The following is a 15,174-nucleotide window of genomic DNA, read 5'->3' as shown; positions in this document are numbered from 1 at the left end:
AGCGCAAGGCCCCGGTTAGCTCAAATTAGAACGCAGGAAAAAGCGGCAAGCTTCAGGCTATTGCAAGATGCCCAAGCTAGGTCGCAATTTCCATTGTCATCCACCGCTCTAAATTGTTAGAATAGGAACACGAAACTCGTCGATTTTCGTAAGCGCTTACAGAATTATGGAGCAGCATCTTGTGAAATGGGGATGAAAATAATGAGCAAAACGTGGTACTACCGCCTGCTCTTCTCTTATATGCCAGTATTTTTCCTAATGATTTCCTTTTTGTTTTTTATCTTTTTTCAAATGCTGACGGAGCGCGCCCAGCAGGATACCGCCCATATTTACGCCAGCGTGAACAATCAAATCGTCCAGAGCGTAGAACAGCCGCTGCAGTCGATTGACCATATGATGGTAACCATTCAGACGCGGAGCAGCAATTCCTCCGAATTCAATATGCTTGATTATTTTGACCAGGAGGGGCCGCCGTCCGTTTTTTTTACGTTTCAGATGACCAAGGAATTCAACAATATGAGACAGCTGTACCAAAGCATTCATTCGATTTATTTAGTTCGGGAGAGGGACGGCTATGTCCTGAGCTCAAACACGGTTTCTCCGATGGAGCAGTTCTCAGATCGGGCGTTCATCGAAGAACTGCAGCGGGATAACTACTCTTACCACTGGACGAATGAACGAAGGTTTAAGGAGTTTCAAGCCTCGCGAGAGGAGCCAGTCGTATCGCTTGCGCGCAAATATTTGACGAGCCGCGGCGAGAGCGGCTTGATAATCATCAATGTCAGGACAAGCTCGATTGAAGGGCTTGTTTCGCAAAAAATGGATCAAACAACCAGCTACGTTACGATAACAGGCAAGGATCATGAGCCAATCTTCGCTATGGAAAAAGGAGAGGCAGCAAGCCGCAGGGCGATTTCTACCGTCGTGTCCGACTACACGGGCTGGACTTACGAAAGCGGACTGGAGAAAGGCAGTGGCTTTACGATCCTGCAAACCTTCTCGAATGTATGGATCATGCTGGCTGTAATCGTTGCGATATTGGGGCTGCTCTCGATTGTTTATATGACACATAGAAATTATCGGCCGCTGCGCGCGCTGATTTCAAAGCTGGATAAAATCTCGCAAGCATCGGGTGAGCAAAGCGAGGCAGAACGAAATGAGTTTCATTATATCGAATCGACGGTAGACTCGCTTGTCCAGCGCTTTAATTTGTTCAAATCCCAATCCGACCTGAATAGCGGCTACCGCAAAAAATCAATTTTCCTCGAGGTGATGAGCGGCTCAAGATCGCTTGCCGCTGCGGAATGGGATATGGAGATGGAGCAGCACGGCTTTGCAGGCAGCTTCAGGAAGGCAGTCGTTATCGTCATTTCTGTCGATAAATATTCCGATGTCCTATCACGCTACAGGGAGCAGGATATGATTTTGTTTCGGTTCATCATCCAAAATATGTACATGGAGCTGATTCAAAAATACAGCTTGTCGAGCTGGAGCGAATGGATGAACGACAAGGAAATGTGCGGCTTCGTCTATGTGCAGGAGGAGCATGCGGAGCAGTTAATGGACAACATCCTTAAGCTGTCCGAGAGCGCGCATCAATGGATCAGATCCAATCTGCCCTTTACGGTTACGATAGGCATCGGGCAGATGACGGATTCCGTGGCGCTGCTCAAGACCTCTTACAAAAAAGCGATGGAGGCCGTCAATTTCAGGCTGGTATTTGGCAACAATCGGACGATTGGCTACTGGGAGACCGAAACGGGAGCAACTTTCGAGCTGTACAACCAGCTGGAGCAGATTCGCAGCCTAATTTACGCATTCCGACTAATGGAGCCGGAATGGCGCCTTAAATATGGTTCGCTGTTCGAGCAGTTCAGGCAAAATAAGCTCAAACGCGAGGATATGGTTAATTTGCTCAATTATTTTGTTTATTATTTATTTGAGCATGTGCAGGGGACCATTCTTAACGATGAGATGATCGAAACGAACAAAGCGATCATGAAAGACATAATCGATCAATTCGAGACGCTGGAGGATGTGCAGGAAGAAATTCTAGGCGTGATGGAGAAGCTGGAATATGCCCTTGAGCAAAAAACGGGCAAAGGCGGCGTCGCAGAAATTGCCGTTAAGATGAAGCAGTATATCGACGAGAATGTTTCCAATCCGGATTTATCGCTTATCCATCTCAGCCAGCAATTTGATATTCCTTCGAAAAATGTCAGCTCGTTATTTAAAGAACAATTCGATATCAAATTTATCGATTTTCTGATTCACCGAAGAGTAGAGCTCGCGAAGCAGCTGCTGCAAGAGAAGGATATGAGCGTTCAGGAAATTGGGCGAGCGGTCGGGTATTTGAATCCGGTATCCTTCAACCGCGTCTTTAAGCGCGTCGTAGGCATGCCTCCCGGCGATTACCGCAAGGAAAAGCTCGGTTAATCAAGGAAAAAGGTTAAGCGAGCAGTCGGATCGCGCCGTGATGGCGCGGTCCGATTTTTGTATACCGCCGGATTCTTGTCAATTGCCGGGTGATTTGGTTGTGGGGTATAGTTGCCCCAACAAAACAATCCATAGTCACAAGGAGGCGTTGCAAGGTGTCCAACATGACCCCTATATCTGCCGCAGCCGGCATGCCGGCGGAGCCGCTTCGGCGAACGGTCCGAAGCGAGGTAGCCAGAAAGATACGCCGTCATTGGCAGCTGTACCTGCTGATTCTGCTGCCGCTGCTCTATTTCATTTTATTTAAATACGTTCCAATCCTAGGCGTGCAGATCGCATTTAAGGATTTGAGCGCGAAGGCGGGCATCTGGGGCAGCCCTTGGGTGGGATTCAAGCATTTTGAAGCTTTTTTCAACCACCCAAATTTTTGGCTCCTCATTAAGAACACCTTGTTTCTAAGCTTGTATACGCTTGCAGTTGGGTTTCCCGCTCCAATTATACTCGCACTCATGATTAACGAGCTAAGGAACGGCATGTTCAAACGAACCGTACAAATGGTTACCTATGCGCCATACTTCATTTCTACCGTCGTCATGGTTTCGATGATCCTGCTATTTCTGGCGCCACGAATTGGCGTAATCGACCATATTCGGACTGCGCTTGGGTTTGATTCCGTTAATTTTATCGGCGAGCCCTCCATGTTCAAAACGATCTTCGTGTTATCGGATGTATGGCAATACATGGGGTACAGCGCCATCATTTATATCGCCGCCCTGGCCGGCGTCAATCCGCAGCTGTACGAGGCATCGAAGCTTGACGGCGCAAGCCGGTTGCAAAAGATCATCCATATCGACCTGCCAAGCATTATGCCAATTATGGTGCTGCTGCTGGTGCTGAATATGGGGCAGCTGCTCAATATCGGCTTCGAGAAGGTGTATCTGCTGCAAAATCCGCTGAACACCAGCGCTTCGGAAATTATTTCTACCTATGTCTATAAGGTTGGTCTGGTGCAGGCGAATTACAGCTTCTCCGCTGCCGTCGGTTTGTTTAATTCGTTGATTAACTTGCTTTTAATACTGCTTGCCAACTTCGGGGCAAGACGCGCTACTGGATCGGGGTTGTTCTAACATGGCAAAATCAAATGCGATTAAGGAGCCGTTGTCGGACAAGGTATTGCTCACCTTCATTTACATCGTGCTGATAATCATATTGGCGGCGGTGCTTTATCCGCTAATCTATATCGTGAGCTCTTCCTTCAGCTCGCCGCAGGCGGTTGTATCCGGACGAGTGTGGCTGTTCCCGGTCGAGCTCTCATTGAAAGGCTATACGGCCGTTCTCAGCAATCCGCGGATTTGGTCAGGCTATTCCAACTCCATCTTCTATATGTGCGTCGGAACGTTGATAAGTGTCTTCCTTACCTTTGCGTTAGCTTATCCGCTATCGAAGAAAACCTTCTATGGGCGTTCATCGATTATGTATCTGATTATCGTAACCATGATTTTTAGCGGCGGCTTGATTCCTTATTATTTGACGGTGAAGAGCCTTGGGATGATCGACACGCGCTGGGCGCTGCTGCTGCCTCAGGCCATAGCGGTCTGGCAGGTCTTCATTGCCAAAACCTTTTTTCAAGAGTCGATCCCGGATGAATTAAACGAAGCGGCTGAAATGGACGGCTGCAGCGATATTCGCTTCCTTTGGTCGATTGTCCTGCCGCTTTCCAAACCGGTCGTAGCCGTATTGGCGCTTATGTATGCGGTTACCGCATGGAATGCGTACTTCGATGCGCTAATTTTTCTGAAAAACGTCAATCTCTATCCGCTTCAACTCATTTTGCGAGAGATTTTGATTCAGAATTCCGTCGACAACTCGATGATGGTAGACGTACGAACAATGGAAGCCAGACAAGGAATGAAGGATTTGCTGAAGTTTTCGCTCATCGTCGTTTCGAGTTTGCCTGTCCTCATCATATATCCATTTGTTCAGAAGCATTTTGTAAAGGGGGTCATGATCGGTTCTCTGAAGGGTTAATCTAAACAGATCATTGGTGGAGAGTAGCAGTAGGGCATATTCCATAACGAATCTAAAGGGGTGTCTGACATGAAAAAGTCTTGGAAAATGGTAGCTGGAGTCGTGCTTGTCGCAACGCTGCTTGTGAGCGCTTGCTCGAATAACAATAATTCTGCAGGTTCAGGTACGAACGGGGCCGTTAACGGCGGCGAATCGCAAACGCCGGTCAAGCTGTCTGCATTCATTAATCAATCGCCTAACCTTGCAAGCCTGGACAATCCATTCACAAAGCTGGTTGAAGAGAAAACGAACGTCAAATTGTCGTTCACGGTCGGCCCTCCGAACGATAATAACGACAAGCGAAACGTGCTTATGGCGAGCGGCGATTACCCGGAAATTTTTCTAAGCGGCAACTTTACGCCAGCGGAGCAAATGAAGTTCGGCAAGCAGGGCGTATTCCTGCCGCTCAACGATCTTATTGAGCAATATGCGCCGAATATTAAAAAAATCTTCGAAGAGCGTCCGGATTTGAAAACCGCGATTACTTCCTCTGACGGCAATATTTACGGCATGCCTCAGGTAAATGAGTGCTATCACTGCTGGTATGCGCAGAAGCTGTGGATCAACCAAAAGTGGCTCGACAAGCTAGGCTTGGATATGCCGACAACGACGGAGGAATATGCCGAAGTGCTGCGCGCATTCAAAACGAAGGATCCGAATGGTAATGGCATTGCGGATGAGGTGCCGCTGAGCGGCGCATTGTACACTTGGCACGGTGACATTACAGGATTCCTGATGAATCCGTTCATTTACAACAACGGGGATGGTCAATCCTTCTCCTATATCCGAGTGAAGGACGGGCAAGTGCAGCTTTCGGCTAATCAGCCGGAATGGAAGGATGGGCTAGCCTATCTGGCTTCGCTTTACAAAGAGGGCTTGATAGACCCGCAGGCATTTACGCAAAATCAAGAGGGCTTGCAGCAGCTTGGCAACAATGTAGGAGAAACGATACTCGGCTCCTTTGCGATTGGCCATGTGCAGATGGCGGTAGCGGCAACCGATGAGCGCAATCAGGATTATGTAGCCGTTCCGCCGCTTAAAGGCCCGAATGGCGTTCAATTATCCGGCTATTACAAATCGGTCGGCAACCAAGGTCGTTTTGTCATCACGGACAAAGCGAGCGAAGAACAGCAAATCGCAGCGATCAAGATGCTGGACTATCTGTGGACAGAAGAAGGAACAAGAGGACAAGTATTCTCGGTGGAAGGGCATTCCTGGAGCCAGGCAAGCGCTGATCAGCTTAACGTGAACGGCAAGCCTGCCAGCTATCAAGTGGACCCGTCCTACCGCAGCGAAACCATCCATACGGATGGCTGGGACCAAGCGGGTCCGGACTTCCGCCCTCGGGACCGCTTCGAGTCGGAAGCCGTATCACAAGACATGCTGTCGCCGGAAGGCTATGAGCTGCGTTTGGTCACGGAAACGAAGAAGTATGAAGGTTTCGAGCCGAAAGAGGATGAAATGTTCCCGACGGATATTTTCATCAGCGCGGAGGATGGGGAGAAAGCCGCCCAATACAAAGCGACAGTCGAGGATTACGTTCGTTCGAACATGCTGCAATTCATTACGGGGCATAAGGATATCCAGAAGGATTGGGACAGCTATGTGCAAGGCTTCGGCGGCTTGAAGCTGAACGATTACTTGAAAATTTTGCAAAGCGCATATGATGCGAACCTGAACAAAATGAAATAAGGTCCTATTCATAGCGTAAACGGCAGCCTGCGGCGCAAGCGCTGCAGGCTGCTCATCTTAGAACGAAGGAAGTGAGACGATGAAGCAGCAGCTCCCGTACATTCAAAATCCTATTTTGCGCGGCTTTAACCCGGATCCGTCGATCGTAAGGGTCGGCGACGACTTCTACGTGGCGACTTCTACCTTTCAATGGTTTCCAGGCGTGCAAATTCATCATTCCCGCGACTTGATTCATTGGCAGCTGCTCACGCGTCCGCTGGATCGATTAAGCCAGCTCAATATGCTGGGCAATCCAGATTCCGGGGGAGTATGGGCGCCTTGCCTGACTTACGACAATCATTTGTTTTATCTGATCTACACCGATGTAAAAAGCCATGCGGGCGCTTACAAGGATACGCACAACTATGTCGTTACCGCTCACGACATTAAGGGTCCATGGTCGGATCCGGTTTATCTGAACAGCAGTGGATTTGATCCGTCGCTATTTCATGACGAAGACGGAAAGAAATGGCTCGTGAACATGCAATGGGATTACCGGAAAGACCGTGACCCGTTTAATGGCATTTATCTGCAGGAATATTCCGAGGAGGAGCAGCGGCTGGTCGGGCCATCCTATTTGATTTATCAAGGGTCCGAGCTGGGGCTGACGGAAGGTCCTCATTTATATAAGAAGGATGGCTATTACTATCTGATGGTTGCCGAGGGCGGTACCAGCTACGAGCATGCGGTAACGCTAGCTCGGTCCAAGGCGCTTACCGGACCCTATGAAACGGATCCTTCGGGAGCGATGCTCACCGCATACCATAATCCGGAAGCCACGCTGCAGAAGGCCGGGCATGCCAGCTTGGTGCACACGCAGAGCAACGAGTGGTATATCGTTCATCTTTGCGGACGTCCGCTGAAGACAGAAGACAGGCGCTGCAATCTAGGCAGGGAAACGGCCATTCAGCGCTGCAAATGGTCGGAGGGAGGCTGGCTCAGGCTCGCGGGAGGCGGAAATACCCCGCTTAATGAGATCCAGCCACCTGCGCTTCCTTGGCATCCCTTCCCTGCACCATCTCATACGGATCATTTCGAAGGGGGAGCGCTTGACAATCAGTGGCAGTCGCTGCGCCAGCCGATGACGGAGCAGTGGCTGACGTTGACGGAGCGGCCGGGATATTTGCGCTTGAGAGGCATGGAGTCTCCTAATTCGCGCTTTAGGCACAGCTTGATCGGCCGCCGCCAGCAAGCGTTCCGCTGCGAGGCGGAGACCTCTCTCGAATTCGAGCCAGGCACCTATCAGCAGCTGGCAGGCTTAACCTATTATTATAATTCTCAAAACTATTATTACCTTCGATTGGGTTATGACGAAAAGGCGGGCACGAACCTTGCGATTCTTGCCAACGATCATGGCGTTTATCACGAGCATACTGCGGAGCCAGTCCCGGTCCGTTCGGGCGCACGCGTATATTTGCGGCTTGTCATTCAGGATCGTTGGCTGCAATTCTATTATTCCTTGAACGGCAGCGAATGGTTCGCGATAGGACCCGAGCTTGACGCTAGCAAAATATCGGATGAGTATGCGACTCATCTAGTAGATGGCTATTTTACGGATTGGGGCTTTACAGGCGCCTTTATCGGGTTATGCGCGCATGATTTATCGGGCGGGCGCAAGGCCGCCGACTTTGATTATTTCCGCTATGAAGAGAAGGAGTGAGGCAAGATGGCATTATCCAATGATTCATTAATAGGAAAGCATCTCGTATTCGTCTGCGGCGAGGATGAATATGAATCGGAGAAAACGATGCCGATTCTAGCAAGGGAAGCAGCGAGGAAGCATGGCGCTAAAGTAACGGTGCTTACCGCTGGCCCAGATCCTGCGAATCCGACAAGCATTGCAGGGCTTGAAGCGCTCGAAACGGCGGATTTGGCCGTGTTTTACATCCGCTTCCGCCAGCTGCCGGAGGAGCAGTTCCGTTATATTCGGGAGTATCTGGATGCAGGCAAGCCGGTGATTGGCTTGCGGACGAGTACGCATGCCTTTCAGTATCCGGAAGGACATCCGTTACAAGAATGGAATGACGGCTTTGGCATAGATGTGCTGGGCGCCCCGTGGATTCGCCATTTCGGCCATTCCTCAACGACTAGCGTTTCCGTGGCTTGGGCTGCGGTAGAGCATCCAATTCTGAGAGGCGTTCCTACACATTTCGAATGCCGATCCTGGCTCTATCAGGTTCTACCGTATCCGCCGGAAGAGACGATTCCGCTGCTGAACGGGGCGACGATTAATCCCGAGGATAATGGATGGTCCTATACGAGCGACACCCCTCGCGTGCATCCGGTAGCTTGGATCCGGACACATGGGGACGGCGGACGGGTGTTCACGACGACGATGGGACATCCTGAGGATTTTGAGCTGGAAGCGTTCAGGCGATTGCTGCTTAATGGCATGCATTGGGCAGTCGGAGCAGAGCATTTAATAGAAGGAGGATCGGAATGATGAAACTAGCAGCGATTACAGGCGAGAAGAAAGCAGAGCTGATCGAGCGGGATCGGCCCGCATTGCAGGAGGGCTGGGCGCTCGTTAAGGTCCATGCCGCGCCGATGTGCGCGGAGTATAAAAGCTTCGTCCATGGCGACCATTCGGATTGCTTGGGCCATGAGGCGGCAGGCGAAGTCGTTGAGGTAGCGCCGGGCAGCAAGGTGAAGGTTGGCGACCGGGTAGTGGTCATGCCCCAGTATCCATGCGGAGAGTGCGATCTGTGTATCGCAGGCGACTTCATCTATTGCGAGCACAACCAAAATCATTACGAGCCTACGATGACGCAATATTTGTCGAAGCCTTCTTGGCTGCTTGCTCCGATTCCGGATGGCGTCTCCTATGAGAAAGCTTCGTTAGCCTGCTGCGGCCTTGGGCCGTCGCACGGGGCCTTCTCTACGATGGGAGTTAATGCGTTCTCAACGGTATTGATTACAGGGCTTGGGCCAGTCGGGCTTGGCTCGATCGTCAATGCGAGGTTTCGCGGCGCCACTGTCATAGCGGTAGAAATGAACCCTTACCGCGTGGAGCTGGCGAAGCGGATGGGCGTCCAGCATATCATCGATCCGCGGGACCCGGAAGCCGTTAGCCGGATTAAAGCGTTGACCGGAGGAAGAGGGCCGGATTTTGGGCTTGATTGCTCAGGGGTGGTAGCTGCGCACCGCCTTCAGATTGACGCGGTCAAGCGCAAAGGCAAAATCGCTTTCGTTGGGGAATGCTTTTCGGAGACACCGATCAAGGTGAGCGACGATCTGCTGCGCAAAGGCATTCACCTGATCGGCTCTTGGCATTACAACTTAAATGAATTTCCGCATTTGATGAAGGTGATTGAGCAATCTCCGCTTGCCGAACTGCTCATTACGCATACCTTTCCGATGAGCCGAATCCAGGAAGCGTTCGAAGTGTCCGCTTCCCAGCAAAGCGGCAAAATCATATTGAAACCATGGGAGTGATCCGGTCATGAAGGTTGGCATGAATCTGCTGTTGTGGACGGATAAGCCAGATCCCTCCAAGCATCTGCATTTGCTGCAGGACATTAAGAAATGGGGCTTTGACGGCGTTGAGCTGGCCGTCGATAACATGGACGCTGCGGATGCGAAGGCATTTGGCCTGATTTTGAAGGAGCTGGGGCTTGGAAGCACGGGCATTGCAGCACTCGACGCAGCTGTGGCAGATCCTTCAAGCAGCGACGAGGCGTTAAGAGGACAGGCGCTTGAAATTCTGAGGCATGCGATAAGGAATACGCAATGGATTGGGGCTGAAGTGTTGTGCGGTCCATTGTTTCAAGGGCTTGGGCGTTTCAGCGGGCAAGGCCCGCAGCCCGAGGAATGGGGCTATGCGGTAGAGACGCTGCGCGCCGCGGGCGAGTATGCCGCGGAGCTCGGCATCAAGCTTGCGCTTGAGCCCATCAACCGATTCGAAATGTACCTTGCCAATACGCTGGAGGATGGCGCTCGGTTCGTGGAAGAGGTTGGGCTCTCGAACGTGGGACTGCTCGCCGATACCCATCATGGCAATATCGAAGAGCTGAACGTCCCCAAGGCGTGGCGGAGAGCGGCGAAGCATATTGTTCATGTTCACATTTCGGAGAATAACCGCGGGGTTCCGGGCAGCGGCCATGCGGTGCCTAAGGAAATATTTGACGTGCTGCATGACATTGGCTATGACGGCTGGCTAACGATTGAAGCTTTCGGCCAACTGGTTCCAGGCCTTATCTCACGGCTGCATCTGTGGCGCGATTACGCCGAGCATCCTGACGATGCTGCACGGCTGGGCGTTCAATATATTAGAAGTCATTTGGCTTAACGAGAGGAGGAATTCACCCATGCCTTTGATTCAGACCAATGGAATTGAGCTATTTTATACGGAGCGGGGGGAAGGAGAACCGCTTGTGTTGCTGATGGGGCTAGGAGCCGACGGCAGCCTATGGGAGGAACATGTGCGCGCCTATGAACGGCATTTCCGCTGCATTCTAGTCGATAACCGCGGCGCGGGCGGCTCCTCCCAGCCCATTGGGCCCTATTCGACAAAAATAATGGCAGCCGATACGCTCGGCCTGCTTGATGCGCTCGGGATCGAGCGCGCCCATTTCTCCGGCATCTCTATGGGAAGCGCGATTGCCCAGGAAGCGGCATTATCGGCTCCTGACCGAGTGATCAGCCTAACGCTGAATTGCTCCTGGTCGATGTGCGATGCGTATACGAAGTGCGTTTTCGAAACGCTCGGCAATGCCTATTCGCTTATGGAGGCGGACGATTTCCAGAAACTGCTGCAGCTTATCATTTATACGCCAGCCTACCATGAGCAGCATTTGTCGGTGCTGGAAACCGCGCAGCAGGCAGCGCTCGCACATCCCTCGCCGATGACGATTCATGCGTTTCTGTCACAGTGCGAGGCCTGCATTTCCCATCATACGGCGGGAAGGCTCGGAGCGATTACAGCGCCGACGCTCATTACGGTGGGAGATAAGGATATCTTCACGCCGCTGCCTTTGTCGATAGCTATCGCGGAGGAAATTACGCACGCTGAGAAGCAGGTCTTTGAAGGCAGCGGCCATACGCATCACTGGGATCGGCTTGAGGAGTTCAACCGAGTTACGCTGGACTTTATGCTGCGCCACAGGGAAGCCATCCAAGCGAGGAGAGATGAAGATGAAGCCTAAAATTTCAATCGGGTCTTGGGCGTTTGCTTTCGGTCCTTTTGCAGAAGCCCCATGGTCGTTCACGCGAATCTTGCAGTATGCCAAGCAGGCCGGTTATGACGGGGTAGAAATGAACGGCTTCACTCCTCATCCGACACCAGAGCTTTATCCAACGGCCGCGAGCCGTCAAGCGCTGCTGGAGGAAATCCGCTCTTACGGGCTTGGCATCTCCGGTTACGCGCCGGACTTTACATCAGCGCCGCCGGACCGCAGCGAGCCAGCGGCTTATTTGAAACTGTTGGAAGGCTATATCGATTTCTGTAGTGACCTCGGCATTGATACGATTCGCGTGGATACGGTCAGCCCTCCGCAACAATTGTCGGAGGCTGCGTACGAGAACCGTTTTGCAAAGCTAGCTATGACATGGCGCGCTTCCGCGGAAATGGCAGCGACCAAGAACATGCGCATCGTTTGGGAGTTTGAGCCGGGCTTCTGGCTGAATAAGCCTTCTGAAGTGAAGCGGCTTGTCGAAGCGGTAAATCATCCTGCCTTCCTAGTTCTGTTCGATACGAGCCACGCCTATATGAGCGGAGTTGTCGGCGCACGCCACACAGGCGAGAAGGAGCTGTTATCCGGCGGTGTAGTGGAATATGCGAGGCTGTTGGAAGGCCATATCGGCCATTTCCATCTGATTGATTCGGATGGGACGCTGCATGATGAAGAAACCAGCACGCATGCTGCTTTTGGAGCGGGAGATATTGACTTCCAAGCCGTACTGAAGGAGCTAAAGCCGGTGGTGTCAGGCATGGAATGGTGGTGCGTCGATTTCTGCTTCAACGCAGAGGTGGAAGAGTGGGGCCGCCAGGCGGTTCCATTTATACGCAAGGCCATGAAGGAGGCGGAATAAGGCATGGCTATCTCCATTGGTTTCCAAACCTATACGTGGCAAATGTCTTATGAGAATTACCGCGACCAGCTGGATCATATTCTCGCGGCGGTAAAGGAAACGGGCGGTACCGGGATCGAGCCGGAGGTGTGCATGCTAGGGCGTTATACGGATGCCCCGGTCGCCTTGCGGGAAGCGCTGGATGGTCAAGGACTGCGCCTTGGCGCGCTTTGCCTAGTTTTGGCGTGGCAGCATCAGGAAGAGACAGCCGAGGAGCGGGCGGAAGCGGATCGTGTGATCGCATATTTGAAGCATTTTCCGAATACGGTACTGACCTTGGTGCAGCTTCCGGGCAAGGACCGCAGCGATATCGCGCGCCGGCAGGCGAATGCGCTGGCTAACATTAATGCGGTTGCGCGCCGCGCTTCAGAACAAGGGATTGCTTGCGCTTATCACCCCAATTCGCCGAGCGGCTCGCTCTTTCGCGTGGAGGAAGATTACAAGGTGCTGCTGAATGGCTTGGATACGCGGTATTGCGGCTATGCACCGGATACCGGCCATATTGCCAAAGGCGGCATGGACGTCGAGGCGATCTTCCGGACGTACCGGACGATGATTAAGCATGTTCATTTTAAGGATATGAGTGTGTCTGACTGGTCTTGGACGGCACTTGGCCAAGGCTCCATTGACCATGTAGGCATCATGCGGTATCTGAATGAAACCGGTTATGACGGTTGGGTTATGGTGGAGGAGGAATCAAAGGGCGCCGAAGCGGACCCGGATGGAGTCACATTGCAAAACGGGATATATATACGCGAGGTGCTCGAACCGTTAGGGAAATAGCCGTTTCGCAGTGCAATTGCAGTGCAATCGACCGTTTTTTTTCAATCGAACAATTAAAGGAGTGCGGATCATGAAACAGCGTATTTATCTCGTTGGCGCAGGAGCTATTGCCGGCTACCACGTGGAGGCCATTGCCAGACTAACAGAATCTGGGCTCGAGCAGCCTACCGTATTCGTCACCGACGTCAATCCGAGCGCGTTGGCAGCGTTTGTGGAGAGGTATCCTTGGGTGACCCCTGCCGAACAGCTGACTTCGATGCTGGAAGAACCCGCAGGGGAAAATGATATTGTGATCGTTGCGACGCCCCCGCTTACGCATGCTGACATCACCTGCCGCGCCTTTCGAGCCGGACGGCATGTCTTATGCGAGAAACCTCTAGCCATGAACAGGGAAGAGGCGGAACTTATGCTTCGAACAGCCAAGGAGACGGGTAAAATGCTGGGCTGCTGCAGCTCGAGGTTCGCAGGCCTGCAAATAACCGATGAAGTCAAGGCAAAGCTTGGCCACGATGAGCTTGGCAAGCTATATCAGGCGCAGTGGATTCAGAGACGGAAAAGATCGCGTACAGGAATCGAGTACCAGCCGACAAGCCGGTGGTTTTTGAACCGTGCGGTAAGCGGCGGGGGGACTTTGATGGACTGGGGGCCGTATGACATGGCGGGCATGACGGAAGTTTTCGAGCCCGTGAAGGTGGAGGTGCTTCATGCCTGGATGTCGAATCCGGTGACGGGACATCTCCTTGAGGCTGAAATCACGAGCGACGTGGAGCAGCATGTTGGAGCATTGTTGAATTTCCATTTGGCGGATGGCAGCGCGGTTCCGGTTCATTACGAGCGGGCGGCATGCTGCCACGGCGAGGAACGGAGCCTAACCGAAATCGAAGGGACGGCGGGAGCCCTGCAATGGGATTGGCTATGCCTGGACGGAAGCGGCGAGCTGGCCGAGTATTATGATGAGGCTGGAGAACCCGCAGAAGGCCGCAGCAGCATTACGAATACCCCGCTTGGGATGATGGATAAGCCCATCGTTTATTTCTTGCAAGCGGTAGCTGGACAGGTAACGCACGCGATCGTGAATGAGCAGGCCGTATTCAATTTCAGCATTCTGGCTGCTATCTACGAGAGCATTCAGACCGGGGAGAAGCGAGTCGTTACGAAGGAGAGGGCTTAATGAAAAACGTCTATGTCATGGATACTTTTTTCTATAACAGCTTAGGCAATTATCCGTTTGCAGTGCGCTGCGAAATGCTCTCGGAGCTCGGTTATGATGCAGCCTATTTGACCCTTTGGGATGAGCAGGCATGGAAGGATCTGGCGCTGCTTCCGAGCGTGAAGGACACCTACGGGCTAGAGGTTGCGGCCGTATATGCCGTCCTTGACGTTACCTTGCCGAAGGAACATCCGGACGCGGTTAGAATCGTTGCCATGCTAGAGCAATTGGAGGGCTGCAGCCGGGTGGAGCTGGCGTTGACGATGAGTGACAATCTATACGCGCCGTCGGACCCGGCAGGGGACGCTTTGGCTCTGGAATGGCTGTCGTATTTGCTTCCTATTGCCGAACAAAGAAACATTAAAATTTCGCTCTACCATCATGTCTTCTTCTGGTTGGAGCGCTGGGAGGACGCGCATCGGCTCATCAACCAGCTGCGCCATCCTTTGCTGGGCATAACTTTTAGCTCCTTCCATTGGTATGCGATCGATGGAACGAGGCTGAATGAAGCGCTGTCCGCTTGTGTGCCTTATCTGCATGCGGTCAACGTCTGCGGAAGCCGAAAGCTGCCTCCCGGAGGATTGCCGGCCTCCATTGAAAGCATTGACCAAGGGGAGCTAGATGTGTTCAGCTTTATGGCTGCGCTGAAGAAACATGGTTATGACGGATGCATTGGCTTCCAAGGTTATGGAATGGGCGGAGATCCCTTCTATCATTTAGAGAAAAACATTCAGGCTCTCAGCAAGATCGAGCAGCGCCTCGTGAAGCACCCGAGCTGGACGTTGCTATAAGCAGGCTGTTATAAGCTTTTATATGTTTTACCTAATAAAACAGCCTTATATTTCTAATAGAAACGGATTCGCTTTTCTTATAAAGGA

General features: G+C 52.1%; 13 protein-coding genes. All 13 read left to right on the top strand.

Translation table 11 applies throughout. The features are described from left to right. The first annotated feature begins 201 nt into the window (after nt 1-201). Nucleotides 202-2,436: a helix-turn-helix domain-containing protein gene (locus FHS16_RS19305; protein ID WP_183566258.1), complete on the top strand. Its 2,235-nt coding sequence runs from the start codon at nt 202-204 to the stop codon at nt 2,434-2,436. 164 nt (nt 2,437-2,600) lie between these two features. Then, complete coding sequence (locus tag FHS16_RS19300) at nt 2,601-3,563, top strand: ABC transporter permease (protein ID WP_183566401.1); 963 nt, start codon at nt 2,601-2,603, stop codon at nt 3,561-3,563. A 1-nt stretch (nt 3,564) separates the two neighbouring features. Further along, nucleotides 3,565-4,464 (top strand): carbohydrate ABC transporter permease, encoded by a 900-nt coding sequence (locus FHS16_RS19295; protein WP_183566256.1) that lies wholly within the window; start codon nt 3,565-3,567, stop codon nt 4,462-4,464. A gap of 69 nt (nt 4,465-4,533) precedes the next feature. After that, nucleotides 4,534-6,195: an ABC transporter substrate-binding protein gene (locus FHS16_RS19290; RefSeq protein WP_183566254.1), complete on the top strand. Its 1,662-nt coding sequence runs from the start codon at nt 4,534-4,536 to the stop codon at nt 6,193-6,195. Nucleotides 6,196-6,274: 79 nt separating this feature from the next. Continuing rightward, complete coding sequence (locus FHS16_RS19285) at nt 6,275-7,894, top strand: glycoside hydrolase family 43 protein (protein ID WP_183566252.1); 1,620 nt, start codon at nt 6,275-6,277, stop codon at nt 7,892-7,894. A gap of 6 nt (nt 7,895-7,900) precedes the next feature. Next, nucleotides 7,901-8,677 carry a ThuA domain-containing protein gene (locus tag FHS16_RS19280; RefSeq protein WP_183566251.1) on the top strand — a complete coding sequence of 259 codons (777 nt, stop codon included), beginning with the start codon at nt 7,901-7,903 and terminating at the stop codon, nt 8,675-8,677. Then, complete coding sequence (locus FHS16_RS19275; protein WP_183566248.1) at nt 8,674-9,669, top strand: zinc-dependent alcohol dehydrogenase; 996 nt, start codon at nt 8,674-8,676, stop codon at nt 9,667-9,669. Before FHS16_RS19280 ends, FHS16_RS19275 begins: the two co-directional genes overlap by 4 nt. A gap of 7 nt (nt 9,670-9,676) precedes the next feature. Beyond that, on the top strand, nt 9,677-10,522 hold the full coding sequence (locus FHS16_RS19270; RefSeq protein ID WP_183566247.1) for a sugar phosphate isomerase/epimerase family protein: 846 nt from the start codon (nt 9,677-9,679) through the stop codon (nt 10,520-10,522). Between the two features lie 19 nt (nt 10,523-10,541). Then, nucleotides 10,542-11,378, top strand: a complete 837-nt coding sequence (locus FHS16_RS19265; RefSeq protein ID WP_183566244.1) for an alpha/beta fold hydrolase — start codon at nt 10,542-10,544, stop codon at nt 11,376-11,378. Beyond that, entirely contained in the window at nt 11,368-12,264 is an 897-nt protein-coding gene (locus FHS16_RS19260; protein ID WP_183566241.1) for a sugar phosphate isomerase/epimerase family protein, read from the top strand. Before FHS16_RS19265 ends, FHS16_RS19260 begins: the two co-directional genes overlap by 11 nt. A gap of 3 nt (nt 12,265-12,267) precedes the next feature. Further along, entirely contained in the window at nt 12,268-13,086 is an 819-nt protein-coding gene (locus FHS16_RS19255) for a sugar phosphate isomerase/epimerase family protein (RefSeq protein ID WP_183566238.1), read from the top strand. Nucleotides 13,087-13,156: 70 nt separating this feature from the next. Next, nucleotides 13,157-14,257, top strand: coding sequence for a Gfo/Idh/MocA family protein (locus tag FHS16_RS19250; RefSeq protein WP_183566235.1), 1,101 nt, complete (start codon nt 13,157-13,159; stop codon nt 14,255-14,257). Next, a complete protein-coding gene (locus FHS16_RS19245; RefSeq protein WP_183566232.1) occupies nt 14,257-15,087 on the top strand; it encodes a sugar phosphate isomerase/epimerase family protein in 831 nt (276 codons plus the stop codon). Before FHS16_RS19250 ends, FHS16_RS19245 begins: the two co-directional genes overlap by 1 nt. The last annotated feature ends 87 nt before the right edge of the window (nt 15,088-15,174 follow it).

Source organism: Paenibacillus endophyticus (assembly GCF_014192395.1).
Lineage (GTDB): Bacteria > Bacillota > Bacilli > Paenibacillales > Paenibacillaceae > Pristimantibacillus > Pristimantibacillus endophyticus.
Note: the sequence above shows the minus strand (reverse complement) of the source record. Positions and strands in the feature narration are given on the sequence as shown.